The sequence below is a fragment of the Nitrospira sp. genome (assembly GCA_035968315.1).
In the GTDB taxonomy this organism is placed as follows: domain Bacteria; phylum Nitrospirota; class Nitrospiria; order Nitrospirales; family Nitrospiraceae; genus Nitrospira_D.
The window spans coordinates 59,464-84,571 of the sequence record JAVYIN010000003.1 but is presented as its reverse complement, the minus strand read 5'-3'; the positions used below and the strand labels follow the sequence as shown (position 1 = coordinate 84,571).

The window sequence follows — 25,108 nt, the reverse complement described above, 5'->3', positions numbered from 1 at the left end:
TTTCCCGGGCAATCGAGAGGCAGCGTTATGATGGATCGTCACTATCAGTCACCCAAACCAGGTCGTCGCTGGATCGTGCCCGCGGTGCTCCTGACCGCCGGGATGATAATCGGATTCGTGGTTGCCTCAGATTTAGGCTGGCTGCCGACCGGCCATGCCGTGCCCGATAGCGCTCCTCCTCAGGTGAGACCGGTGTCCACGGCGCCGCAGCCGATTTTGCCGGGGATGGGGACCCAAAGCTTTGTGGAGATCGCCAAGGCGGTGAAGCCGGCGGTCGTCAATATTTATGCGACCAAGACAGCCGGCAAGGGTGAAGGCCCTCATGCCACGCCATTCGACGATCCCTTCTTTCGCAAATTTTTCGGGGATGAATTCTTCCGCCGCTTCGAGCAGCAGCAACCGCCACAGCAGAAAGAACGCAAGGAGCGCGGGCTGGGATCGGGCGTCATCGTCGAGTCGAACGGCCTCATCATCACGAACAACCATGTGGTCGGCAAGGCCGATGAGATTCGCGTCACCTTGTCGGATAAGCGGGAGTTCAAAGCCAAGCTCATCGGAACCGATCCGAAGACGGACATTGCCGTGGTGAAAATCGACGCAACCGGGTTGCCGACGGTGGCCTGGGCGGACTCCGATCTCTTGGAAGTCGGGGAATTCGTGCTGGCTGTGGGGAATCCCTTCGGACTGACGCAAACCGTCACGCTGGGCATTGTGAGCGCCTTGGGCCGGGCGGCGGGGATTGCCGAATATGAAGACTTCATCCAGACCGATGCCGCGATCAATCCGGGCAATTCCGGCGGCGCGCTGGTGAATGTGCGTGGTGAGCTGGCGGGCATCAATACGGCCATCTTCAGTCAAAGCGGCGGCAACATGGGGATCGGCTTTGCCGTGCCCAGCAACATGGCGCGCTCGATCATGGATCAATTGGTGAAGACCGGGAAAGTGGTCCGTGGCTGGCTGGGCGTGTCGATTCAGGAACTGACGCCCGAATTGGCGGCGCAGTTCGGTGTGAGCGATACCAAGGGTGTGCTGGTCAGCGATGTGATGGATGAGAGCCCTGCCAAGAAGGCTGGCTTCGAGCGGGCTGACGTGATTCTGGAGTATGACGGGAAACCGATGGATTCGCCCACGCATCTGCGGAACGCGGTGGCGCAAACCCCGGTCGGGAAAAAAGTCGCGGTGAAGCTGATTCGTGAGAAGAAACCGAAGACGTTGGACGTCACCATCGTCGAGCAGCCCAAGTCCATTGCCCAGGCCGGTGAGGAAGAGGCGGCGGAGTCGGCCGCGCCGACCGGTGTGTTGGCCGACGTGGATGTGCGTGAACTGACGGACGATCTTGCCGGCCGCTATGGCATCAAGTCCGGTGAACGAGGAGTGGTCGTGGTACGGGTCAAGTCCGGGAGCACGGCCGAAGAAACCGGGGTGCGAGAAGGCGATATGATCGTCGAGATCAACCGCCAGGCGGTGACGTCGATGAAAGCCTACGAACGGATCGCCGCCAAGCTCCCGAGCGATCAGGCGGTGCTGCTCTTGTTGAAGCGGCAGGGACGGACGATTTATCTGACGCTTCGACCATGACGCCATAAGACGGCGTCCGTGACCGGATGCCGAAATGAGAGGAGGGCCCGGTATGGTATCGCGAGCCATATTCATCCTTCTCAGTGCGCTGGCGGGAATGGCCCTGTTTCTAAGGGCCGAGAATGCCAGCGGAGCGTTCTGGCTCTACGGGTTTGGAATCGGCGCGGTGACGGGCGGGCTCATCGTAGCCGGTGAGTACGCCTTGCGGACGTTTTCTTTCGGCATCATCGTCGGTGGGACGGCCGGGTTGGCAGCCGGGCTGCTGATGACGGGACTGGTCGAGTGGGTCGGCGGGGAAATCTTCGACGTCGAGACGTTTCTGTTTCATATCGGCGGGTTGGTGTTTCTGCTGGGGTTTCCCTATCTGGGGCTGGTGATGGGGGCGCGGTTCGGGCAAGAGCGATTCCCCGGCCCCAAGCAGCGGCCGGCGGACCTGTCTGGAAGTTCGACCAGCCTCAAAGTGCTGGACACGAGCGTGATTATCGATGGCCGCGTCGCGGATCTCTGCGAAACCGGGTTTCTCGAAGGCACGTTTCTGGTGCCCCAGTTCATTCTGAACGAACTGCAGCACATCGCGGATTCCTCCGATTCGCTCAAGCGAGCGCGCGGCCGCCGCGGTCTTGATGTGCTCAATAAGATTCAGAAGATGGCCGGCGTGGATGTGCGGATTGTGGACGAGGATTTTCCGAACGTGAAGGAAGTGGATGCCAAGCTGGTGGTGCTGGCGAAGAAAGTGGGCGGCAGCATCATGACCAACGACTTGAATTTGAATAAAGTGGCGGAGTTGCAAGGGGTGCGCGTGCTCAATATCAATGAGCTCTGCAATGCCCTGCGTCCGGTCGTGCTGCCGGGGGAGACGATCCGTGTGTTTGTGTTGAAGGAAGGCAAGGAAGCCGGGCAGGGCGTCGCCTACCTCGATGACGGCACGATGATCGTGGTGGACAATGCGCGCCGGTGCATCGGCCGGAATGTCGATGTGGTCGTCACTAGTGTGCTGCAGACCACGGCCGGCCGGATGATTTTTACCCGGTTGAAGGAAGAGACCGAGCGAGAGGAGTTGCAAGTCGCTCGTGGCTAGGAGTGTTCTCCCGCGCCAGACTCCTCGTGTGGTCGCCGTCGTGCCTGCAGCCGGCAAGGGGCTGCGGATGGGTGGCGCCGTTCCCAAGCAGTTTCTGGCGTTGGGCGGAGAACCGATCGTCGTCCATTCGCTTCGCGCCCTTCAGTCTGCCGCCTGTATTCATGAAATCATTCTCGCCGTTCCTCAAGCCGATCTCGACTATTGCCTGAACGACCTCGCGGTCCGTTACGGATTGTCCAAAATCACCAAAGTGGTGCCGGGCGGGAAGGAACGGCAGGACTCCGTCCGCCACGCACTGGATCATGTGTCGGATGACACGGAGATCGTGGTCGTGCACGATGCGGTGCGGCCTTTTCTGACGGTGAGCATGCTGGACGGGGTGGTGGCGGCGGCGCGGGAAGTGGGCGGCGCGATCGTGGCCTTGCCGATGCGGGATACCGTGAAGGAAGTCGGCGCTGGGCATCGCATCACGCGGACGGTCGATCGGCAGCCCTTGTGGCTGGCGCAGACGCCCCAGGCCTTTCGGAGGGGATGGCTGCAAGAGGCGCACAGGAAGGCCCATGCCGAACATGTGCATGCGACGGACGATGCGTTTCTCTTTGAATGGGCCGGCCATCCCGTGGTCGTGGTCGAGGGGAGCGGGGAGAACATCAAGGTGACGAGACCCGAGGATATGATCATCGGGGAAGCGATTTTAGGAGCCCGCAAGGGCGGGCAGTCTGGAGGTCGGTGATGACAACGAAAATTCGGGTGGGATGCGGGTATGACGTGCATCCCCTCGGCAGCGGGCGCAAATTGATTCTCGGTGGAGTCGAAGTGCCGCATTCCAAGGGGCTGTTGGGCCATTCGGATTCGGATGTGCTGGTGCATGCCGTGTGCGATGCGCTGCTCGGCGCCATGGGGGAGGGCGACTTGGGCCGTCACTATCCCAGCTCCGATCAGAAGTACAAGGGCATTTCCAGCTTGAAGCTGCTCGAAGATGTGATGGGCAAGCTTGCGAAGAAGGGCTATCGCGTCGTCAATGTCGATACGATCATTGTGGCCCAGGCGCCGCGGTTGAGCACCTTTCTCTCCGCCATGCAGACGCAGATGGCGCAGGTGATGGGGATCGATGCCGATCTCGTGAATGTAAAGGTGAAAAGCGGAGAAGGCTTGGACGCGGTGGGGCGCGAGGAAGGCATGCAGGCCCATGCCGTCTGTTTGATTGAGGCGGTGTACCCGTCGTAGGATAGACGCGCCATGTTAAATGCCATTCGACAAGATCTGAAAGCCGTGTTCGATCGGGACCCGGCGGCCACGAGCCGTCTGGAGGTCATTCTGACCTATGCCGGTTTTCACGCCTTGCTGATCTATCGCATTGCCCATTGGCTGAAGATCCATGGGGTGCCGTTCTTTCCGCGAGCCTTGTCTCAACTGGCCCGTTGGCTCACCGGCATTGAAATCCATCCTTCCGCCAAGATCGGGACGGGGTTCTTCATTGATCACGGCATGGGCGTCGTGATCGGCGAGACGGCAGAAATCGGTGATTACGTCACGCTCTTTCAAGGCGTCACGCTTGGCGGCACCGGCAAGGAACGCGGGAAACGGCATCCGACGCTGGGCAATCACGTGGTCGTCGGCGCAGGCGCCAAGATCCTCGGCGGTATCAAAATCGGCGACAACGTCAAAATCGGCGCGAATTCCGTCGTCATCAAAAACGTCCCGCCCAACTCCACGGTCATCGGAGTGCCGGCCCGCGTCATCAAGACGCAGGGCGAGCGATTGCCCGATGTGACCATGGATCAAACGAACCTCCCTGATCCCATCAACGATCGCTTCGCCGCGCTTGAGCAGGAGTTGATCGAACTCCGCAAGAAGCTGGAGAGTCGCGACTCCCAACTGCCGTTCTAGCAGGATACTGAAAAAGGCCGCCAGCTTCGTTCTCGGCTCATAGAAATCCTCAACGTACCTCTGAGGGTACGCCTCCGGTTTCTATTCGCCTGCGGCCTTGCTGGACAGCCTTTTTGAGTATCCTGCTGTAATGGAATCCGTCGCGGCGGGAGCCGCGCCGGTACGGTTTCTAGTTTGACAGGCAGGTGCTCATGAATTTCTTCCGCTCGTCACCCTTCAGTTGTTTCTCCCCCGCCTCTTTGTTGCACGCCTTCATTTTCTCCTGCTGAGCCGTCTTCCCGTCTTTGACCGGCTTCGCAGAGAGACACTCCTTCATAAACGCCTTCCGCTCTTCGCCTTTTCCTTCGCCGAATCCCTTCGCATTCGCCTGTTCATTGCAGGCTTTCATCTTGTTCTGTTGCTCAGCGGCCTCGCTGACCATCGGCGCCAGACCCATTACGGCCAGAAACAGCGAGAGCACGATCATGCTGGCAATCTTCATTATCGATCTCCTTTCATGAATGAGAGGGGGGGATAAGTTTAACTATAGCAAAACGAACGGAAGCTGTCTTTAGTAGTCCACCCGAACGAGATAGAGTCCTTGCGGCGGCGCGGTCTTGCCGGCTTTTGAGCGATCGCGGGCGGCGAGGATGTCTTGCATACTGGTTGCCGGGCGTCTTCCTATCCCGACCTCCACCAGCGTGCCGACGATGCTGCGGACCATTTGCTTAAGAAACCGGTTGGCATAGATGTCGATGCGGAGTTCGTGGCCGTCGCGGGTGATCGTGAGCTGCTGGATATGGCAGATCGGATCTTCGTTTTCGGTGGGCTGCGTTTCAAACGAGGAACAATCGTGAACCCCGATCAGGTGGCGCGCCGCCTGGTTCATGGCGTCGTCATGCAACGGCCTGTGGACGTGCCATAGGCCACGCCGTTCGAGCGCGGGCCGCTCGGAGCGATTCAGGATGCGGTATCGGTAGAGTTTCCCTGTGGCCTTGTGCCGGGCGTGAAAATCCGCTGAGGGCAATTCTACAGCACGGATCGAGATGTCCGGCGGAAGATGGGCGTTGAGGGCTTTGATCCATTCATAGGGCGTCATCTCACGATCGATCCGGAAGCTGACGACCTGCCCGAGCGCATGGACGCCGGCATCGGTGCGTCCGGCCGCGACGACCGAGATCGTCTGTTGCGTCACGTTCTTGATCGCCGTTTCGAGCGCTTCCTGGATCGTGGGCTGGTTGAGCTGGCGCTGCCAGCCGGCGTACTGTGTGCCCTCGTATTCCAGTGTCAGCTTGATCGTCGGCATAGAGTGGCCTGAGAGGGCGCGGTGCGGGTTATCGGGCCGTCGGTTTGCCGGAGGCCAGGAATGATTTCACCCCCTGCAACAGCGACTCGGCGACATCGCGGACAAACGTGTGCTTGCGCAGGAGCGTTTCTTCCGAGGGATTGGAGATGTAGGCGATCTCGGCCAGGATGCTGGGCATGCTGGTATAGCGCAGGACGTAGAACGGCGCGGTTTTGACTCCGTGGTCGTTGATCTCATAGTGGCCGTTCATGCGGGCTACCATGGATTCCTTGGTCGTCCAGGCCAGCTCCAGCGATTCTTCGATCTTTTTGGTGGTGAGCAGATCTGCGAGCAGATATTCCACGCCGGTCCCGGTGCTATTGAGGGGGGTGCCGTTTTCTCGGGCGGCCACCTCAAGAGCCCGTTGATCCTTTGCCCGTCCGAAGTGGTAGATCTCGATGCCTTTGACGGCACGGGAGGGATGGGAGTTGACGTGGATCGAGACGAACAAATCGGCATCGTGCTCGTTGGCGAACTTCGCGCGGTCTCCCAGCTCGACAAACACGTCTTGGTCCCTGGTCATCAGCACGCGTACGCCCGGTTGCTTGCTCAAGAGGTCGCGCAGGAGCAAGGCGACTTTGAGGGTGATATCTTTTTCCTCGGTGCCATGAAGGCCGCGCGCCCCGGGATCTTTGCCCCCATGCCCGGCGTCCAGCACGATGGTCTTGTACGGTTTCGTTTGCGGCACGGTTGGTTGCGGCGGCTCACTGGCGGCCGGCGCTGGCTCGCGGGGCTCCGGTGTGGCGATGGCTGGAGCCGGAGTCGCCGGTGAGGCGGGCGCGGCTGGGGTGACATCCACGACGAGCCGCGGAGGGTTTTCGAGCGCAAAGTGCTTGTAGCGGCTGATGGCCCCGGTTGCGAGGGCAACGGTGATGGAGCGAGCGTCGTCTTGTGTGATCAGAAAGGGCGCCGGTACCACGCCGCGGGTGAGTCGATTGCGCGCAGAGCGGCTCATCGTCGTGTGGGGCAGCGAAATCAGAATGTCGTTGGAAGTTGAATCCTGGTGTTCCACGGCTTTGATGTGCCGATCCAGGTCGAGTACGAGTCTGGTGCGCCCCGGGGTCGAAAAGACACGGACATTCTGAACCGTGGCGGGCATCAGTGAGGCCGGAGTCCCTTTGGCTTTGGTCTTATGCGGGCGGTGGGATCGGCCGTCGTCGGCCGCGGCAAAGGCGTTGTGCGAAGCAGCCTGGAACGGAACCGGTATGAGACTGCCCAGACAGAGCAAGCCTGCCAGGAGCAGAGTGTGGGCCGAGAAGAAGGACCGTGGGCGCATGTTCCTACCAGGGCTGTCAGGGATAAAAACTATTCTCAGATGTTTCCCGGCTTGTCAAGGGCTTGGGCTTGTTCCAACGCGCATTGACAGGGGGGAAATCTTCCCGGTAGCGTGAGGAACCATGGCGACCCACCTCATCATCGATGGCTATAACCTTCTCGGGGGGAGCGCGTCGTCCAGATCGGAGATGGCGAGGGAATCCCTCCTGCAAGACTTAGCGGCGTACCGCCATCGAAAAGGGCATGCCTTGACGGTGGTGTTCGACGGGTGGCAGCAGGGCCATCCGGTGGAGCAGCGCGAACATCGGGCCGGGGTGCAGGTGGTCTATTCCCGGCGGGGGGAGAAAGCCGATCAGGTGATCCAGCGTCTGGTGCGCGAGTATGGATCAGATTGCGCCGTGGTCAGCTCGGACCATGAGATCATGGCGACGGCCAGGGCGCATGGGGCGATGACGCTGACGGCGGCGCTGTTCATGGGCAAGCTGGCAGGGCGTGCCGGCTCGTTGGGAACGGTGCGGGGGAAGGAACTCGATTCCGGAGAGGATGAGGCGCCCCGTCGAGGGCCGGAGAAAAAGGGAAACCCTCGCAAGCTTCCGAAGGCCCAGCGTCAGCGGAACCGGCAGCTCAAGCGATTTTGAAGAGGCGTTTGGCGTTGCGAGTGGTGGCGAGGGCGATTTTATTGGCATCCATCCCGACTTCGCCGGAGCGAATGGCCGCCAGTTGCGCAGCCACATGTGTGACATAGGCCGGCTCGTTCCGTTTTCCCCGGTGCGGCACCGGGGTGAGGTAGGGGCAGTCGGTCTCGATCAAGAGCCGGTCCAGCGGAACGGTCTTCGCAATATCCCGCAAGGCGGTCGCGTTTTGGAACGTGAGAATGCCGGAAAACGATAGGTAGAATCCGAGGTCCAGCGCATCGTGAGCCAGTGCCGCATTGCCGGAGAAACAGTGAAACACCCCGCCGACCTCCGAGGCTTTTTCTTCCCGTAATATCGCCACGGTATCCGCGTCGGCTTCCCGCGTGTGAATGATCACGGGGAGCCGGAGTTCATGCGCGAGCTGAATTTGCTCGCGGAACCGCTCGCGTTGTTCTTTCGGGGAGGAGTGGTTGTAGTGGTAGTCCAGTCCGATTTCCCCGTAGGCCACGACCTTTCTATTCTTGGCCAGCCGGCGGAACTCGTCGTACCAGTTGTCTTGAATGTGTTTCACTTCATGCGGGTGGACGCCGATGGAGGCATAGACAAAGGGGTGCTGGCCGGCAAGGGCCACAGCGGATTCGCTCGTGGCCAGGTCGCAGCCGATGGTGATGAATTGCTCCACGCCGGCTTCACGGGCACGGGCGATCATCGCGTCCCGGTCCTCGTTGTACCGGGCGTCGTCCAGGTGCGTGTGGGTGTCGATCAGCATGGCGGTGGATCGTGCGGCGAGCGGCCTTGATGCTGTGCGTCAGGCCGGGCGGGTGATGATCGATCCGGCCAGCTCGTTCAAGAGCGCTTCGGTCTCGTCCCAGCCCAGGCAGGCGTCGGTGATGGAGACGCCGTGCGCGAGCGTGACGCCTTGCTTCCAGGATTGTTTCCCGGGGTTGAGATTGCTTTCGAGCATCAAGCCCATGATGGAGTTGCGTCCCTCGCGGAACTGGCGGAGCACGTCACGGGCGACGAGGCCTTGGCGGCGGTGGTCTTTATTGGAGTTATCGTGCGAGCAGTCGATCATGATCGGGCGCGCGATGCCTTCTCCGGCCACGGCGGCCTCGGCTTTCGCCACATGTTCCGCTTCGTAGTTGGTTTTGCCGCCGCCGCCCCGGAGGACGATGTGGCGGTCGGGGTTGCCCGCGGTGCGAATGATCGAGATTTGCCCCTCGGCGTTGATGCCCATGAAGTGATGGGGCGTGCGGGCCGAGGTCATCGCATTGACGGCGACTTGCAGGCTGCCTTCGGTGCCGTTTTTGAAGCCAACCGGCATGGACACGCCGCTGGCCAGCTCACGATGGGTTTGACTTTCGGTCGTACGGGCGCCGATGGCGCTCCAGCTGATCAGGTCCGCGATATATTGCGGCGAGATGGGGTCGAGTAATTCGGTGGCGCAGGGAAGCCCAGATTGATTGATCTTAAGCAGAATGGTCCGCGCCAATTCCATGCCGGCGGCAATGTCGCAGGTGCCGTCGAGATGGGGGTCGTTGATCAAACCCTTCCAGCCGACGGTGGTCCTGGGTTTCTCGAAATAGGTGCGCATGACGATCAGCAAACGGTCGCGCAGGGCATCGGCCACCGGCTTCAGCTTGGCGGCATATTCGTAGGCGGCGCCGGGATCATGGATGGAGCAGGGGCCCACGATGATGAGAAGCCGATCGCGATCCTGGCCATGGAGAATCCGGCGGATTGCCATGCGCGTGTCCACGACCAGCGCGGCGGCCTCATCGGTGATCGGCAGCTTCGTTTTGATGGCGCGCGGCGAGGGGAGCGCGTTGATTTCGAGAATATGCTGATTGTCGATCGGTCTATTCATGATCGCTGTCCGCGAGCGGCTCGCGGCCTTTCATCTGATCCTAAGGGGCGACTCAATAGGGAATGTCTTAAGATATGCGAAAATGCCTGAGAAAGTCCATATCGCTTGACAGGAAGACGAGGCAATCGATAGGTTACTCGTGGTTATTCAACGTTCTGTTGTCCTTCGTCTGAGGGGTTTTCAAGAGTGCTCGTGACGCCGTCATTGCCTCGAATGCTGGTTCTCCTCCGTACGGTGCTCTCGCTGGGGATGATCGTCATCCTCCTTGGGCTGGCGCCGTTTGCCGTGGCGCAGGATGTCCATCACGAACTGGCCGCAGCAGATCACGACGGCCATGAGCATTCCGACACCGATCTCTGCCAGTGGGTCCAGCACCATACCGCCGGATCTGTGGATATTGATGCTCCCAGGCTGGTCTTTTGTGAGCTGGTCTGGCATCGAGCGCTTCCGGCTGAGTCGGTCTTACTCTCTCTCGATGTTGCCTCCGTCGGTCCTTCCCGCGCTCCCCCGCGTCGCTAAATTCCCTTCAACGAGTTGTACCGGGTTCGGCGCAGTCTGTGCCGGGGGCCGGTCTCTATTCTATTTCGATGTTGAATGTGGAGGCTGTGTATGCGGCGCGCATGGTTTCATCTCTGTGCCGGATTGATTGTCGGAAGCCTGACCGGTGTATGTGCGGGTCCATCCGTCGCTCATGGAGCAGAGGGGGAAGGGGCCAACATGATTCGCGGGACGGTCCAGAACCAGGACCTTCGCCGGGTCGGGCAAGCGGTGGTGGAGGTGAAGGATCAGGAAGGCGGGCTGGTGGCGACGGCGGTGTCGAATGACGCCGGTGAGTTCTCGGTCTCGGTTCCGGCGAATGCGACCTACTCGGTGAGCGCCGTGCAAGAGACCTACCGAAGCGAATATATCGTTCTGGTGCTGGGGCTGGAGCCGCCGAAGCCGGTCATATTGACGCTGTCAAAAACCAGGGAGATTGCCCTGGAGGTGGTGTCGCCGCTTCCGCCTATTCAATACAAGGCGTCGAGCGAAACCTATTCGGTGAGCCGCAAGGATATCGAGGCGCTGCCGCGCGGCAACAATAACGAACTGCACGATGTGTTGCTGACGATTCCCGGCGCGGTCTATGGCTCTCTTAAGCAAGTCCATATCCGGCAGGACCATGCCAATCTGCAGCTGCGCATCGACGGTGTCCCGATTCCGGAGACGGTCTCGTCCACATTTTCCGATGTCATTTCACCCCGCTCGTGGGAGCGCGCGGACATTGTGCTCGGCGGCATGGAAGCCAACGTCGGCAACAAGGCGGCCGCGCTGATCGATATTACGACCAAGAGCGGCACCAAGCCGGGATTCGGATCGCTGCAGATGTTCGGCGGATCCAACCGCACGGTTAATCCCTCGTTCGAGTATGGCGGGACGGTCGGAGAAAAATTCCGCTATTACATTCTCAACAGTCACACCGCGACCAATCGCGGCATCGAGCCGCCGACGCTCGGCCATTCGATCTTTCACGGGCAGAGCGAGCGGAATCAGACCATGTTTCGCGGCGACTATCAGCACGACAATACGAACAACTTCACGGTGCTGTTTTTGAACTCCGTCGCGAAATACCAGATTCCCACGATGCCGGGCCAGACGAGGAACGCGGCGATCACCGGCTTGCTGCCGGCGGGGTTCTCGGCCGTGCCGTCGGAAATGGTCGATGAAAATCAGCAGGAGCAGAACCAGTATGCGCATCTGGTCTGGCGGCATGACGTGTCGTCGAATCAGTTCTTCAGCCTGGCGGGCTACTTCCGGCACACCCGAGCCACTTTCAAGACCGATCCGCTGAACGTGCTTGCCTACGTGCCGGACGAGACGGAGCCCTTTTCCGCCGGCAGCCAGGATCGCACGGCCTACTCGGGCGGCCTTCGCCTGGACTACACCTATGTCCACAGCAAAGAGCATTTGATTAAGACGGGCTTCCAAGTCGACCGGACGCAGGCCGTCAACAAGACCAGGCTCTCAACCTTCCTGGATGACGGCGCGGGAAATCCGACGGGCAATGTCATCGGTCGCAATGCCGACAATCGCCTCATCGGCTACCGGCAGGAATTCTGGATTCAGGACCAATGGACGCCCAACGACCGGTGGACCTTCAATCTGGGATTGCGCGGGGATGTCGTGCAGTATCAACGGGACGAGGCGCAGCTGAGCCCGCGGCTCGGCGCGACGTACAAGGCCAGCCAATCGAACGTATTCCATGTGTTCTATGGGCGAATGTTCACGCCGCCGAATTTGGAGGCCATTTCCTTTGCGAAGCTGAATACCGCCGGCACGAAAGCGGCACCGGAGGATACGACGAATATCGCGCCCAAAGCCGAGCGCGCGCATTACTTCGAAATCGGCAGTTACCATGCGCTGTCCAGTTGGGCCACGTTTGAGCTGACGGGCTACTACAAGCTGGCCCGCAATCTGTCCGACGCCGGGCAGTTCGGCACGACCCCGTTATTGAACTACTTTGCCTTTAACTATGGATGGCAGCGGGGCATCGACGGCGCGTTGAAGCTCCAGGTGATGGACAATCTGACGGCCCGGCTGAACACGGCTTGGGGCCAGTGCAAAGGCTACGGACTCCAATCGGGGCATTTTTTGCTGGACGCGAAAGAGATTGGGGATGTCAATTCGCCCGGCGGAGTGTTTTGTGACCATACGCAGATGATCACGAGTTCGGCTCTGGTCAGCTATCGCTTTCAGGAGCGGACGACCGTGAGCGGGCAGATGCTGTTCGGCTCGGGGCTGCGGACGGCGGCGGATGAGGATGCGAAGACAAATTCGACCCATAGCCAGTCCTATACCGTCTTCAATACGTCGATTACACATGTGATTCCGTTGCCGTGGGACGGGCAGAAGTTTGTGCTCGGATTCGATGTGGTCAATCTGTTCGATCAGAAGTACTACATCAATCGCGGCGAAGGGAGCATTGGCTTGGGCGTCTCGCACGCGGGGATGCCACGGTCGTTCTTCTTTCGCGGCCAATGGTTCTTCTAATTCAGATGCTCAATAAGGTCCCCAGCATCGTTCTCAGTCGCCCGTCTCCCTGCGACGTACCGCAAGGGTACGCCTCAGTCGGCGGGCTCCCTGCGGCCTTGCTGGATGACCTTGTTGGGCATCTGATAGTATGAGAAAGCTTTTGAGGAAGATAGGGATGGGGATGAGAGGTGTGGTTACGATGAACATATCCTACTTCAGGATAGTGGTGCTCGGATTCTATTTTTGCCTCCCGGCTGCCGTATTGGCGGCGGCTGGCGATGAGGCGACGCATGCGTCGGACCATCAGGAGGATATGCTTGAGCTGCCGGAAGTGCATGTGCACGGGTTGTCGCTCAACAAGGACCAGCAGCTGGGGCCGGTGGCGAAAGCGACGCCCTGGCCGGCGGTGCCGCCATCCCTCGATGGACAGGAACTCGACGATTGGATGAAAGCCAGGGTGCTGGTGTCGAAGGAGTCCAAGGTGACCGTCGTGGTATTGGAGCCTGCCAAGCATCGTGAACTGACCGCTGCCGGCATTGCCGCGCTGAAGAAATGGACGTTCGACCCCCAGATGAAGGGCGATGACGTGATCGACGGGGAGTTGACCGTTCGCATCCACTTTCGGACAAAGTAAGTGAAAGGCGAGAGGCATGGGGCGCATGGCAAGGGGGAAGCGAGTAATGCCGGTCATCCCCCACGCCAGTGATTCTGTATGAGCCTTGACGAATCCCTCTTTCTCTCTATCAATGGGTTAGCAGGCCGATCGGAATTCTTCGATCATCTCTTTCTTCGTCTCAGCGCCACCAGCTCCCTCTATCTGCCGGTGGCCTGCGCGCTGGCCTATTGGATCTTGCGCCGTCGGTGGGAGGCGTTGCTAGGCAGTCCGTTTTTGGCCGGCGCGATCGGGTTGTCGGATTTTCTGGGCGGGCAGCTGAAGTGGGCCTTCGCGCGTGTGCGGCCCTGTCAGGCGCTGCATGAAGCCATTGTCGTCGGGGGAGGCGCCTGCGGGCGGCTCTTCAGCTTCCCCTCCAACCATGCGATGAACACGGCTGCCGCAGCGGCCTTCCTCCAGGTGCTCTATCCAAAAACCGGCTGGATCAGCTGGCCGATCGTCGCGCTGGTGGGGTTCTCCCGTGTCTATATCGGCGCCCACTATGTAACCGACGTGTTGGGCGGTTGGGCGCTCGGCAGCCTGATCGGTGGCGGTATCGCCTGGGCGCTGCTCCAGTGGCCGCGGTTCCGGGCCGCTGCTGAGCCTCGGATTAGGTAAGCCAGGACAGCTGTTGGGCGGAGTCCGAGTTCGTTTCCGGTGTGTCGAGCACGCTACGGATTTTTTGCAGCAGTACTTCCTGGGTGAAGGGTTTCTGGATGAATGGCGTCGTATCGGCCAGGTTGTCGGCGATGCTGAAGCCGCGATCGATGTAGCCCGACATCAACAGCACTTTGATCGTGGACCGTTGATTGCGCAAGTGTTTGGCGAGGAGCGGCCCGCCGCCCGAGGGCAGCACCACATCGGACAGCAAGAGATGAATGGTGTTGTCGTAGCCGTTGCTCAAAAAGAGGGCTTCTTCGGCGGTGGCCGCTTCCAGCACGGCGTAGCCATGGTCCGTCAGCACTTGGCGGGCGAAGGCTCGCACGATCGGCTCGTCCTCCACCAGGAGGACGGTCTCGGACCCTCTGACCGCCGCCTGGGGAAGCGCCGTTTTCGAGGGCTGCTGGACCGTGCCCGTGACGCGCGGGAAGTAAATCTGAAATCTGGTGCCCTGCCCGACCTGGCTGGAGACGGTAATCAACCCGTTGCTCTGCTGCACAATCCCATGCACGGTCGCCAAGCCGAGCCCCGTGCCTTTTCCCGGTCCCTTCGTCGTGAAAAACGGTTCGAAGATGCGCAGGAGCGTGGCTTCATCCATGCCGATGCCGGTATCCTGGATCGCCAGCATGGCATACGAGCCGGGGGACAATGCCGGTGCCTGCGCGGAGAGAAAGGCGTCGTCCAGTTCCACATGCTGGGTTTCGATGATCAGCTGCCCGCCGTGCGGCATGGCATCGCGAGCGTTGACGGCCAGGTTCATCACGATTTGTTCGATTTGGCCGGGATCGGCTTTGATGCGGCCGATCTTCTCGTCCAGCCGGCAGATCAGCTTGATGTTTTCGCCGATCAGGCGGCGCAGCAGCTTCTCCATGTTGACGACGATGGAGTTGACGTTCAGGACCTGCGGCTGCATGACCTGCTGGCGGCTGAAGGCCAGCAGTTGATGCGTGAGCGCGGCGGCGCGATGGCCGGCATTGAGAATCTGCTGCAGCCCGTTTTGGACACGCGGCGGAATGCTGCGGTTCGTGAGGGCCAGATCGCTGTAGCCGTTGATGACCGTCAATAAATTGTTGAAGTCGTGCGCGATGCCGCCTGCGAGGCGTCCGATGGCATCCATCTTCTGGGCTTGATGGAATTGCTGCTCCAGCCGGACTTGCCCGGATAAATCCTGGATCAGCGACATGATCGAGACGACCGCGCCGCGCTCGTCCGTCAAGACCGAGTTGTGCCAGACGCAATGGACGACGCCGCCGGCGTTGGTGTATTGGCGCCCCCGATAGATGTTCTGGCGTTCGCGGCCCTTCATCAGCCGCTCGATGACGCTGTGCAAGGCCTCCTTGTCGTCGGTGAAGACGAACCGCCATTCGTGGTGATATTTCCCTTCCACGTCCTTGGCCGGCCATCCGAATATCTTTTCCGCCTGAGGGGACCAGCGTTGCAGGCGAAAGTCCGCCGTCCATTCGATGACGGCCAGCGGCGTGTTCTCGATATGGAAGCTGAGCTGTTGATAGGCCGATTGCAGGGCTTTCTCCGCGCGCTTGCGTTCGGTGATGTCGCGGATAGCCACGAGATGCATGTCCTGGCTTTTGTATCGGTAGGGTTTGACGATCACTTCTTCTGCAAAGGTGGAGCCGTCTTTGCGGCGGCCCATGCATTCGCAGGGGTTGTGCTCGCCGCCGGCGACCTTCTCGCGGGCCTCCTCGTCCACCAGGTTCAGGATGGGAGTTCCGAGGAGTTCGCCCGGCGCATAGCCGAACATCCGTTCCAGCCCAGGGTTGGCTTCGATGATGATGCCCTGGTGATGGATGGCGATGCCGTCGAAGGTGGCGTCGGCCAGGAGGCGGTAGCGCTCTTCCCCCTCGCGCAAGGCCGCATTGATGGTGACGAGCTCGGCGGTGCGCTCCTGCACGCGGCGTTCCAGTTCCGCATGGGATTGCCGGAGATCCTGCTCGCTTTGCTTGCGTGCCGTGATGTCGATGATCGAGGCCAAATAGTGCATGCCGCTGGGGAGCGAGACCGGGTTGAGGCCGATCTCGATGGGGAATTCAGCACCGTCCTTGCGCCGTCCGTACAAATCGCGGCCGACGCCCATGGCGCGCGCGGTTGGGGCTTGGTTAAAGCTGTGCCGATGGCGCGTATGGTCAGGAGAAAACCGGGTGGGCATCAACAGTTCAACGGATTGGCCGGCCAGTTCTTCGCCCCGATACCCGAACATCCGTTCGATTTCTGCATTGGCCAGGATGATGCGGCCGTCCTGGTTGGTGAGGAGCAGCCCGTTCGGTGCGGCATCGACGACGAGCCGGAAGAGGTCGTCGCCCTGTTGGTCGGAAGGGGAATCCTGAGGGTCTGCCATCGGGCTATCCTTTATCTCGTGCATGCCGCAGTCTCCATGAGCCCGGCCTGACCCTCACGGAGGAGCATCCTACCATTGCGTTCCGCGGGAGACAAATCAAAATCGGCGGCTCGTGCAGGGGAACAGGTTTTGGAGAGAGGCATTGCCTCAACCCACGGGTCGCTGTTCACGTCTTATGTGTCACGACGTCATACAGGCCAGCAGGCGAGCCTGGCATTGTTCATGATCGAAGCCGCGCCCAATGAGCACAATGGCCGGATTGGGTTCGTCGAGCAGCATGATAGGGGTCACGGTAGCTTGTCCCGGCGGGGCGTACTGGAATTCCTGCAACTCCGGTTCGTGCTCAAATCGGAAGAAGCCTTTGGCGCGTTCGAGTTCCTTGGGCAGGGCGTTGCTCCAGGCTTGAAAGCGTTCACGATTCAGGGGGCGTGGGAGCCGTACGGTCGTGGCGATGGGATGGTAGTCCGCCCGCTGGGATGAGCCTGAGGGGCGAGGTGCGCCAAATGCGACATTTGTCCGGGCCGTGGGGCGGTTGGTTTGGATAGGAGCCAGCAAAGCGGCGGGGTCGATGCGGGCGTGGGCGGTTTCCCAAAGCCGGGCATAGGGGTTTTGTGCCACGATCCCGCGCTTGAACTCTTCCCAATGGCCGGGCACGTAGAGATCCTGCTTGTTGAGGATGAGTTCGTCCGCGCAACGAATCGCTTGCGTGGTGACGTATTGGCTGGAGTGGCTGGTCTCGCTGGCAATGGGATGCAGGAGGGCGATCACCCGTTCCAATGTGGCGAGACGGGCGGTATAGAGGTCTGTGACCGCATCGATCACTTCGGCCGGATCGGCGAGCCCTGAACATTCCAAGATCAAGAGGTCCGCGCCCGTATCGCGCACCAGTTGGGCGATCCCCCAGGAGAGATCTTCTTTGGTATCGCAGCAGACGCAGCCGCCGGCGAGGTTCATGACCTGCTCGGCGATGGTGCCGGCGCGCGGCCCGTCGATGCTGATCTCGCCCGCCTCATTCATCAGCACGCCCACGCGGCGTCCCTGCTGTTTCCAATATTCCAGCAGCCGCATCAGCAGCGTAGTCTTGCCCGCGCCGAGCGAGCCGCAGAGGAGATAGAACGGAACGGGAGCAGATGTCATGAATGATCCCACGGGTAACAGGTGCCTGACAGGAATCACATTCTACCGGGTGAGAGGGGCTGGTGGAAAGGTCAATGGTGATGGGTGTGGGATTCAAGGGGGTGGCAGTGGGCCGGAAGTTTGGTGAGGTCGCAGTGGACGGTGTCGGGTTCACAACAGTGGGTGCCCATTTGAATCGTCATGTGATGAATGCCGAAGTCCGACGACACACGATCGCGGATCGTGTGCAGCAAGGCGTTCGTCAGTCCCTCGTCGTTGCCATCTACCAGTACATGACAGGTCAGCATGATCAGGCGGGGTTCCACGGCCCAGATGTGGAGATCGTGGACGTTCTTTACGCCTGGCAGGGATTCGATGGTTGTGGCGACGTGTGATGCGCTAATCGTGGGCGGGGTGGATTCCAGCAAGACATCCAGCGATTCTCTGAACAGCGGCCAGGCCCCGTGAAGAATGGCGCCGACCACGAGCAGACTGATGAGCGGATCGAGCACCGTCCAGCCCGTCAGCATGATCGCGCCGCCGCTCAGCACCACGCCGAGCGAGACCCAGGCATCGCCCAACATGTGCCAAAAGGCGCTGCGAATATTCAGGTCGTCTTTCGCACCATGTTGGAGCAGCAGAGCGATGCTGAGGTTGGCGGCAAAGCTCATGGCGGCAATGCCCATGATCCATCCGCCATCGACGGGGACCGGATGCAGCAATCGTTTGATTCCCACGAGGGTGATGCCGATCGCCGTCAGCACCAGGATGAACGAGTTGAGGAACGCGGCAATGACGCCGGCGCGATGGTAGCCGAACGTGCGTGCGGCGCTGGCCGGCTGCTTGGTGAGGATGTGTGCGTAGAGCGCCAGAAAGAGCGAGCCCTGATCCACGAGATTGTGCCCGGCGTCGCTCATCAGTCCGATGCTATCGAGGATGAACCCGCCGATGAATTCAGCCGTGATGATTAGGGCATTGAGCCCCAGGGAGAGGTAGAGCCGGGAACGCAGATGCTCAAATGAGGCAAGGCCGGTCATAGGCGTAGTGTCGCACGGTCATCGGATCACGGCAAGCGGTGAAGTAATCAAGAGCGACTTCTTGGGAGTGCCGTTGACGTACATACATGATATATGTACGGTGTGCTGGACGGAGCTAGTTTTGATTCGGATTATCTCAGCGCGAAAGGCGAATACACGTGAAGAAAAACACTACCAAGAAGCGGTCGCGGACGAACTGGGCAAAAATTGATGCGCTCAAGGATAAGGCTATTGATACGTCCGATATCCTTGAGCAGGGGAAAGCCTTCTTCAAGCATGCGGTGCTCAGGCTGCCTGAGCCCAAGACGGCGGTCACGATCCGGCTCGATCAACAGGTCTTGAAGTGGTTTAAGGCAAAAGGCCCAGGCTATCAGACGCGAATCAACGCGCTTCTCAGGGCCTACATGGAAGCGCACAAGTCCTGAAACAGAAGGCGGGGTGAAAAGACTCCCGACCCCTTTGTTTCGACCCCTGCTGATTGTGACGTGGGATGAGGATAGTGATAAGGCAAAGGAGAATAATCGAATCGTGACGCTCTTCGTCGGCCCCATGGTGAAAGCGGGGCGCTCAGACCAGCGCATCACCCACTACAATGTCCTGCGCACCATCGAAGACCTCTACGGACTCTCCCATTCCGGCGCAAGCGCCGATGCCGAGCCGATCACGCAGATCTGGAAAGCCGCGACCAACCCGTAACAGTGCTGACCGTGGAGTTCAGCTCCAGACGCGCATCAACGCCTTCCTCGGAGCCTGATAGAAGCGAGTAAACCATTAGGCCGAAGGCAGGGCTGAAAAGATTTCCGACCTCTTTGCTCCCTGTGTTGATGTATAGGTTAGCTGTCACTGGATCCATCCTGTGTCCGTGCTGGGTTTGGTAGATTTGTGACGAACATATTGAGGGCCCTCTTGCCTTGCAAGAGTTCCAGAGTTTGAGCACGAATAGCTTCTTGCTCTTCTTCAATGCGTCCGTGTGCAACGGGCGAATATGTGCCGTTCTTGATTTGTGTTTTGTCAAACTTGTAGCCGAGGCACTGACCCATGACGTAGAGAAGTTCTACAAGAACCTCGACTCGCTTTTCCCCCCATCGTTCTAGCGTAAGCGACTTGTCGCCCAGATGGTCAAGATATTGTTTCCATACTTCTATAACCTTTCGTTCAGTAGCTTGATCAGTTGAGAACTCAAGGTCAATTCGGTTTAGCGCTTCAACATGAGCGGCGGAAAGAGAATAGGCGCGGGTAGCCATTAGGGTTTTGAATACCTGTAACTTCCGCCCTTTCTCTTCCTTACGTTCATCAACGTACCGCGTAACTTGTACAGCGATAACAGGGCCTAGCAGAGTTGCCAAAATTATCAATGCATCTGAGATAGTCATAGAGACCTCTGTTAAAGCTAGTTATGCTTGGATCGATGCGCATAAGATCTGGACCAACCAGCGTCAGTCCGTATAGCACGCCGCTATTGTTCGCGAACCATACGCCTTGCCTGTTGCCGTTTCAATGAGATGGGCCTATGGGACTATTTATTCTATCCCTGGTCCTCACGCGGAATGGCATAAGAACCTTCCTTAAAAGAACGTACATTTCACCTACTTCGCCACGAATTCCAGGAAATACTGCTTTGCTAGGAAACTGTGCTCCTTAGCGAGTTGATAGCCGGCTGCGGCTATTTCCTGAATGATGGTGTCACGTACAGCGAGGTGGTGTTTCGGGAATCCGAGATCGCTGGATCGTTCGTCGGGGTAAAAGTTGATGATGGCGATGCGCATGCACAAGGCCTGAGGTGGAAGGCATGGTTGAAAGCGACACCGTTGTTTTGATTGAGACCGTTGCCCCGACTCCCTCAAAAGTTCCCCGACTTCAGATTGCGCCGGAGTTCATGGCCTGCTTCGGTGGACCCGACAATCTCGGTTACGACGCCAATAACCCGACGCGTGTCGTAGTAGCCGACACGTAAGATGGGCAACCGGAAGCTCTGAATCAGGGGATAGCCCGAGGACTCCAGGTGAGCAGCCGCGGCATCATAGTCCGCATCATCCAGCCAGTACGCCACGTGCTGAACGGCGTCACCATGTCGATCAAGAGACTCCTGGTATATGCTGGCTCCCGAGACAGGCTGGATCAGTTCGATCTGGGTGTCTCCTGCGTAGGCGATGTGAAGGTTGCAGACCCAGTTCCCGGGTTTCCCGAGATACGTGCCCTCGGTGTCCTTTGCTGCAAGGTTGTCCATGTGCATGAAGCGGCTGATTCCCATCGTTTCAAGGAAGAATTTCTCGGCGGCTGCAAGGTCTCGGACGACCCAGGCAACTTGGCAGAACGCGGGAGCGATCACTGGCTTTGTCATGTTTGGACTCCTGTGGTTTCTGTGCGTACCGAAGCGGTCTAACTATGTTTAGGCCGATCCGCATAAGAGCCGGATCCACTAGTTCCTGTCCGTCTAACACGCCGCTCCTGGTCGCGACCATACGCCATGCCCGTTGCTGTTTCAATGAGTTGCGACTGCGGGATTATCTGCCATGGGTTTTTATGCGGATCGGTATAAGAGTGTTCCTGGAGCAGGACGATCGTTTTCATGGTGAGGACCTCTTGGGTGGCAACCGTTCGCTGAGGACCGGGTATTTGGCTTCGCCGATGCCGAAGTTGCCGTTCGACGGATCGGCCGCGATCACACGGAGGGTGATGCCGTCGGGGGCGTCTTTGAGGCGCGGGACGAAGAAGGGTGCTTCGAAGGCGGCCTTGTCGCCACTGTAGAAGAGTTGCAGGCGCTCGATCACCTGTGGGCCGATGAGCAGTTCGCCGTAGATGTGGACTTTGCGCGAGTCCCAATCGCCATGGGGCCGGACGAGCGCGCCGGAGAGGGTTCGCACGGAGGCCCGGAGCATGACGTCGTCTTTGGCGATGAGGCCTGCGCCGCCGGTTTTGGGCTGTTCGATCTGGACGATGTAGCCGTAGAGTGTCAGCACGATGCCGTCGCTGGTCAGGTCGTGGCCGGGAATCAGCCAGGTGCGGGTGGTGACGCGCTGGGTTGCTGCCGGAAAGGCGAGCGGCCCTTCGGCTGCGATATCCACGAGGATCGGCCGGACGAGATCGAGCGTGGCGGTGAAGGCGGCCGAGGGGCGTGTGCTGTAGTGCGCCTCTTCCATCAGGCGCGGGGTGCGCATGATTTGATTCTGATCGCCCGCGTCGCCTTGCTGGAGGCCGGATGCGAGAATCTCGCCGCTGGCCACGTCGGTGATCGTGACGCGCGCGCCGCCAACCTCCTTCCCCAGCACCATCGAGCCATGGGCGACGACACGCACCAGCACGGTGGTGGGTGTCGGTTCGTTCAAGTGCAGGTCCTGAGGCGGTGCCTCTTCAGCGGGGAGAGCGGAGCAGGGGAGCGGCGTAGAGAGAATTGTCGTAAGGCACAAGAGAGGAAGGATTGTGCGCACGAGGATCATTTGACCTTGGTGCCCGGTTCCACGTCTTCGAGTACAGTCGCGAGACCGCGTACTTCGCTGTCGCCGGCGGCCAGGACCATGCCTTGCGATTCGATGCCCATGAGCTTCGCCGGTTTCAGATTGGCCACGATGACGATCATTTTCCCGACCAGCGCTTCCGGCTCATACTTCTTGCCGATGCCTGCGACGATCTGCCGCTGCTCGGTGCCGAGGGAGACTTGCAGCTTCAGCAGTTTTTCTGACTTGGGCACGCGCTCCGCGCTGATGACTTTCGCGGTCTTCAGCTGAATCTTGAAGAATTCGTCGATGGTGATTTGCGGCGGATCTTGAGGTGCGGGGCTAGGGGCACTGGGTGCCGGAGCTGCCGGTACGGTTGTTGGCGTGGCTGCGGCAGGCGTTGGCTGTGGGGTTGCGGGTGTTTCGCTCACGGGCGTGGCTCCTTTTTTCGATGAGTCTTTTTGTACTTTGGTTGCGTCCTTTACAGGGGCGGTCTTTGTGTCAGCGGCGATCTCGATACGCGGGAACAATGGCGCGCTTTTGGCGATTGTAAGCTCGGCCATGGGGTTGTCCCACTGGTAGGCAGAAGCCGGGATGGCCGCGGAAAAATCGAGGTGGCAGCCGAGTTGCCGGACTAGGAGTTCCGTCGTGTCTGGCATGAACGGATGGAGCGATACCGCCAGCAGACGCAGGGCGCGGGCGGCGGTATTGAGGACGGTCTTCAACTTCGGCGCGTCGTCCGGATTCTTGGCCAGCTTCCAGGGTGCGGCTTTGTCGATGTATTCATCGCAGAGGCTGGCCAGTTCGCCGATTGCCTGCAGGTTGTCGCGGAAGGTGAGTGCGTTGAAGCCTCGTTCCAATGTGGCCGGCAATTGCGTGGCGGCCTGGGCGATCTTTTCTTCGAGTTCCGGAAGCGTGGGCGGACCGCTAGCCGGAATCTTGCCCTCCGCGAACCGTTCGATCATGGTGAGGGTGCGGCTCAAGAGATTGCCGATGCCGTTGGCCAGGTCGCTGTTGATGCTGGTGACCATGGCGGATTGCGAAAAGTCGCCGTCCTGTCCAAACGGCACTTCTCGCAAGAGGAAGTAGCGGAAGGCGTCGGCGCCGAAGGCATCGACCATCTTGTTCGGGTCCACGACGTTGCCGCGGCTCTTCGACATCTTTTCGCCATCGACGGTCCACCAGCCATGCGCGAAGATCGTCTCCGGCAGCGGCAGGTTGAGCGCCATCAGCATCGTGGACCAATAGACGGCGTGGGTGGTCAGAATATCTTTCCCCACCAGATGGACCGACGCCGGCCAGAATTGGTCGAACGACGGTGTCTTCGGCAAATATTCGAGGGCCGAGACATAGTTCACGAGCGCGTCGAACCAGACGTAGGTGACGCAGTCCTGATCGAACGGCAATTCGATGCCCCAGGAGAGGCGCGATTTGGGCCGGGAGATCGACAGGTCGCCGAGGGTCTGGGTCTGCAGGAAGCCCAGGACTTCGTTGCGCCGCGACTCCGGGCGAATGAAGTCCGGATGTTGCTTGATGTGCTCGATCAGGCGGTCCTGATACTGGCCCATCTTGAAGAAGTAGTTGTGCTCGCTGAGCTGTTCGACGGGGCGTTTGCAGTCGGGGCAGAGGCCGCCGACAACATCTTTTTCCGTCCAGAACCGCTCGTCGAACAGGCAGTACCAGCCGGTGTAGTCGGCTTTGTAGATCAGCTGGCGGTTGAAGAGGTCTTGAAGGTAGCGGCGGACGACGGACTTGTGCGGAGCATCGGTCGTGCGGATGAAGGCATCGTTCGAAATGTTGAGGCGTTTCCAGAGCTCCTGAAACTGGGGCGCCAGCTTATCGCAATGGGCTTGCGGGTCGATGCCAGCCTTGGCTGCCGCCTGTTGGACTTTCTGCCCATGTTCGTCGAGGCCGGTCAGGAAAAAGACGTCGCGCCCGCGCAGACGCCAGTAGCGCGCCAGGACGTCGGCGGCGACGGTCGTATAGGCATGGCCGATGTGCGGGACATCGTTGACGTAATAGATCGGCGTGGTGATGTAGAAACTGTGTTGGTCGCGCATGGCGAGTGGGAAGATACCAGGTTGGTGCCTCTGAATTCTAGGCGGCGGCGCCGGTGGGCGCGAGGGCGAGGGCTTCGCGGAGGCGGAGCAGGCAGGATTCCAAGGCCATGTGGAGATTCAAGTGGCGGGTGGCACTTTGTTCGAGCTTTTCGATGTCTTTCTGGAGGTCGAGCAGCAGGGTGAGGTCGGCCCGCTGGGCATAGTCGTGCAGTTGCGCGAGTTGTTCGAAGTGGAGGATTTGGTCCTGGTCGCCGCCGACATGGACGAGCATGAGATCCCGGATCCAGCGGCTGATCCAGATGAGGGTTTCCAGCCCGCGATCGGCTTTCGCCAAACTTTCTGCGGCGGTGAGAATGGCCGATGTGGAGCGGAGCGTCTGCGGCGCCAGCAGCTCGAGGCATTCCTGTTGGCGCTCGCGCAGGGCGGCAAGGTCCAGGGTGAGCGCCTCGCCGATCCGTCCGTCCGTGACGAGCGCCAGCAGGCGGGCGTCCGCCGGAGGAACGTCCCGTTTCAGAATTACGGCGGCTTCGACTTGCGTGCGGGCCGGTGTGGTGAAGCGCAGGAGCTGGCAGCGCGAGCGAATGGTGATGGGGAGCGCGTTCGGCCGGCTGGTGATCAGCAGAAACAACGCATGGCCCGGCGGTTCTTCGAGCGTTTTGAGGAGCGCGTTGGCGGCCCCGATGGTCATGCGGTCGGCATCGTCGATCAGGCAGATTTTCCGCTCGCCCATGAGGGGACGGTAAATAAATTGGTGCTCGATGTCCCGGATCTGCTCGATCTTGATTTGCGGGGTGGCCAGTTCACGGTCGGGCTCGATGACGATGAAGTCCGGGTGGGTGTGCGCGGCGATCTGCTGGCAGGCGCGGCAGGTTCCGCAGCTGTCGAGCGATTCGGGAGCCGAGGGCTGTTCGCAATTCAAGGCTTGCACGAGATGCGTGGCGGTCAGGCGTTTGCCGATCGCGTCTGCCCCGTGGAAGAGGTAGGCGTGGCCGAGCCGTTCGTGCGAGAGCGCGGCCCGAAGAATGGCGATCGGACGTTCATGGCCACTAATGTCTCGAAACGGCATCGGTGTGTCGTACTCTGCTGTGTGTGATGGGCCGGGCAACGGCTTGTGCGTGCGAGTGATTGTAGGTGGAAGGG

Annotated in this window: 26 protein-coding genes; 12 read left to right on the top strand and 14 right to left on the bottom strand. The window is 60.0% G+C overall.

Annotated features, from left to right (window positions below; all coding sequences use genetic code 11):
- The first annotated feature begins 27 nt into the window (after nt 1-27).
- The 5 genes from RI101_02325 to cysE are packed head-to-tail and all read left to right on the top strand — an operon-like array spanning nt 28 to nt 4,546.
- Nucleotides 28-1,578 (top strand): DegQ family serine endoprotease, encoded by a 1,551-nt coding sequence (locus tag RI101_02325; GenBank protein ID MEC4888872.1) that lies wholly within the window; start codon nt 28-30, stop codon nt 1,576-1,578.
- A gap of 52 nt (nt 1,579-1,630) precedes the next feature.
- On the top strand, nt 1,631-2,656 hold the full coding sequence (locus RI101_02320; GenBank protein MEC4888871.1) for a TRAM domain-containing protein: 1,026 nt from the start codon (nt 1,631-1,633) through the stop codon (nt 2,654-2,656).
- The gene (ispD, locus tag RI101_02315; protein MEC4888870.1) at nt 2,649-3,389 is read left to right on the top strand and encodes a 2-C-methyl-D-erythritol 4-phosphate cytidylyltransferase; all 741 of its coding nucleotides are present in this window, start codon (nt 2,649-2,651) and stop codon (nt 3,387-3,389) included. The genes RI101_02320 and ispD overlap by 8 nt, the downstream gene beginning before the upstream one ends.
- Complete coding sequence (gene ispF, locus RI101_02310) at nt 3,389-3,883, top strand: 2-C-methyl-D-erythritol 2,4-cyclodiphosphate synthase (protein ID MEC4888869.1); 495 nt, start codon at nt 3,389-3,391, stop codon at nt 3,881-3,883. Before ispD ends, ispF begins: the two co-directional genes overlap by 1 nt.
- Before the next feature lie 12 nt (nt 3,884-3,895).
- Nucleotides 3,896-4,546 carry a serine O-acetyltransferase gene (gene cysE / locus RI101_02305; protein ID MEC4888868.1) on the top strand — a complete coding sequence of 217 codons (651 nt, stop codon included), beginning with the start codon at nt 3,896-3,898 and terminating at the stop codon, nt 4,544-4,546.
- A 169-nt stretch (nt 4,547-4,715) separates the two neighbouring features.
- Here the strand turns inward: cysE and RI101_02300 are convergent, their stop codons facing one another.
- From RI101_02300 to RI101_02290, 3 genes are all read right to left on the bottom strand, one after another.
- Nucleotides 4,716-5,027 (bottom strand): PsiF family protein, encoded by a 312-nt coding sequence (locus tag RI101_02300; protein MEC4888867.1) that lies wholly within the window; start codon nt 5,025-5,027, stop codon nt 4,716-4,718.
- A 69-nt stretch (nt 5,028-5,096) separates the two neighbouring features.
- Nucleotides 5,097-5,831: a tRNA pseudouridine(38-40) synthase TruA gene (gene truA, locus RI101_02295; protein MEC4888866.1), complete on the bottom strand. Its 735-nt coding sequence runs from the start codon at nt 5,829-5,831 to the stop codon at nt 5,097-5,099.
- A 28-nt stretch (nt 5,832-5,859) separates the two neighbouring features.
- Nucleotides 5,860-7,146 (bottom strand): N-acetylmuramoyl-L-alanine amidase, encoded by a 1,287-nt coding sequence (locus RI101_02290; GenBank protein MEC4888865.1) that lies wholly within the window; start codon nt 7,144-7,146, stop codon nt 5,860-5,862.
- 121 nt (nt 7,147-7,267) lie between these two features.
- Here RI101_02290 and RI101_02285 point away from each other — a divergent pair, with 121 nt between their 5' ends.
- Complete coding sequence (locus tag RI101_02285) at nt 7,268-7,783, top strand: NYN domain-containing protein (protein MEC4888864.1); 516 nt, start codon at nt 7,268-7,270, stop codon at nt 7,781-7,783.
- On the opposite strand, the gene RI101_02280 is transcribed toward RI101_02285, so the two are convergent.
- On the bottom strand, nt 7,770-8,549 hold the full coding sequence (locus tag RI101_02280) for a TatD family hydrolase (protein MEC4888863.1): 780 nt from the start codon (nt 8,547-8,549) through the stop codon (nt 7,770-7,772). The two genes, RI101_02285 and RI101_02280, sit on opposite strands and share 14 nt — an antisense overlap.
- Before the next feature lie 39 nt (nt 8,550-8,588).
- The gene (locus tag RI101_02275; GenBank protein MEC4888862.1) at nt 8,589-9,647 is read right to left on the bottom strand and encodes a 3-deoxy-7-phosphoheptulonate synthase; all 1,059 of its coding nucleotides are present in this window, start codon (nt 9,645-9,647) and stop codon (nt 8,589-8,591) included.
- Between the two features lie 192 nt (nt 9,648-9,839).
- Here RI101_02275 and RI101_02270 point away from each other — a divergent pair, with 192 nt between their 5' ends.
- From RI101_02270 to RI101_02255, 4 genes are all read left to right on the top strand, one after another.
- Nucleotides 9,840-10,166 carry a hypothetical protein gene (locus RI101_02270; GenBank protein ID MEC4888861.1) on the top strand — a complete coding sequence of 109 codons (327 nt, stop codon included), beginning with the start codon at nt 9,840-9,842 and terminating at the stop codon, nt 10,164-10,166.
- 90 nt (nt 10,167-10,256) lie between these two features.
- Nucleotides 10,257-12,674 carry a TonB-dependent receptor gene (locus RI101_02265; protein MEC4888860.1) on the top strand — a complete coding sequence of 806 codons (2,418 nt, stop codon included), beginning with the start codon at nt 10,257-10,259 and terminating at the stop codon, nt 12,672-12,674.
- A 181-nt stretch (nt 12,675-12,855) separates the two neighbouring features.
- A complete protein-coding gene (locus RI101_02260) occupies nt 12,856-13,290 on the top strand; it encodes an energy transducer TonB (GenBank protein MEC4888859.1) in 435 nt (144 codons plus the stop codon).
- Between the two features lie 78 nt (nt 13,291-13,368).
- Nucleotides 13,369-13,926: a phosphatase PAP2 family protein gene (locus RI101_02255; protein MEC4888858.1), complete on the top strand. Its 558-nt coding sequence runs from the start codon at nt 13,369-13,371 to the stop codon at nt 13,924-13,926.
- Here RI101_02255 and RI101_02250 read toward each other — a convergent pair.
- The 3 genes from RI101_02250 to RI101_02240 form a co-directional block, all read right to left on the bottom strand.
- The gene (locus tag RI101_02250; GenBank protein MEC4888857.1) at nt 13,919-16,321 is read right to left on the bottom strand and encodes a PAS domain S-box protein; all 2,403 of its coding nucleotides are present in this window, start codon (nt 16,319-16,321) and stop codon (nt 13,919-13,921) included. The two genes, RI101_02255 and RI101_02250, sit on opposite strands and share 8 nt — an antisense overlap.
- A gap of 180 nt (nt 16,322-16,501) precedes the next feature.
- Nucleotides 16,502-17,458, bottom strand: a complete 957-nt coding sequence (locus RI101_02245) for a GTP-binding protein (GenBank protein MEC4888856.1) — start codon at nt 17,456-17,458, stop codon at nt 16,502-16,504.
- 71 nt (nt 17,459-17,529) lie between these two features.
- A complete protein-coding gene (locus RI101_02240) occupies nt 17,530-18,474 on the bottom strand; it encodes a cation diffusion facilitator family transporter (protein MEC4888855.1) in 945 nt (314 codons plus the stop codon).
- 158 nt (nt 18,475-18,632) lie between these two features.
- Between RI101_02240 and RI101_02235 the strand changes: the two genes are divergently transcribed.
- Both RI101_02235 and RI101_02230 read left to right on the top strand, forming a co-directional pair.
- Entirely contained in the window at nt 18,633-18,899 is a 267-nt protein-coding gene (locus RI101_02235; GenBank protein ID MEC4888854.1) for a BrnA antitoxin family protein, read from the top strand.
- Nucleotides 18,900-19,002: 103 nt separating this feature from the next.
- On the top strand, nt 19,003-19,170 hold the full coding sequence (locus RI101_02230; protein MEC4888853.1) for a hypothetical protein: 168 nt from the start codon (nt 19,003-19,005) through the stop codon (nt 19,168-19,170).
- A gap of 137 nt (nt 19,171-19,307) precedes the next feature.
- On the opposite strand, the gene RI101_02225 is transcribed toward RI101_02230, so the two are convergent.
- The 6 genes from RI101_02225 to holB all read right to left on the bottom strand — a co-directional run bounded on the left by RI101_02225 (nt 19,308) and on the right by holB (nt 25,034).
- The gene (locus tag RI101_02225; protein MEC4888852.1) at nt 19,308-19,847 is read right to left on the bottom strand and encodes a DUF6680 family protein; all 540 of its coding nucleotides are present in this window, start codon (nt 19,845-19,847) and stop codon (nt 19,308-19,310) included.
- Nucleotides 19,848-20,060: 213 nt separating this feature from the next.
- Nucleotides 20,061-20,240: a hypothetical protein gene (locus tag RI101_02220; protein MEC4888851.1), complete on the bottom strand. Its 180-nt coding sequence runs from the start codon at nt 20,238-20,240 to the stop codon at nt 20,061-20,063.
- Nucleotides 20,241-20,314: 74 nt separating this feature from the next.
- Complete coding sequence (locus RI101_02215) at nt 20,315-20,815, bottom strand: VOC family protein (protein ID MEC4888850.1); 501 nt, start codon at nt 20,813-20,815, stop codon at nt 20,315-20,317.
- 226 nt (nt 20,816-21,041) lie between these two features.
- The gene (locus RI101_02210) at nt 21,042-21,800 is read right to left on the bottom strand and encodes a hypothetical protein (protein MEC4888849.1); all 759 of its coding nucleotides are present in this window, start codon (nt 21,798-21,800) and stop codon (nt 21,042-21,044) included.
- Nucleotides 21,801-21,907: 107 nt separating this feature from the next.
- Entirely contained in the window at nt 21,908-23,968 is a 2,061-nt protein-coding gene (gene metG, locus RI101_02205; GenBank protein MEC4888848.1) for a methionine--tRNA ligase, read from the bottom strand.
- A 37-nt stretch (nt 23,969-24,005) separates the two neighbouring features.
- Complete coding sequence (holB, locus tag RI101_02200; protein ID MEC4888847.1) at nt 24,006-25,034, bottom strand: DNA polymerase III subunit delta'; 1,029 nt, start codon at nt 25,032-25,034, stop codon at nt 24,006-24,008.
- Between the last annotated feature and the right edge of the window lie 74 nt (nt 25,035-25,108).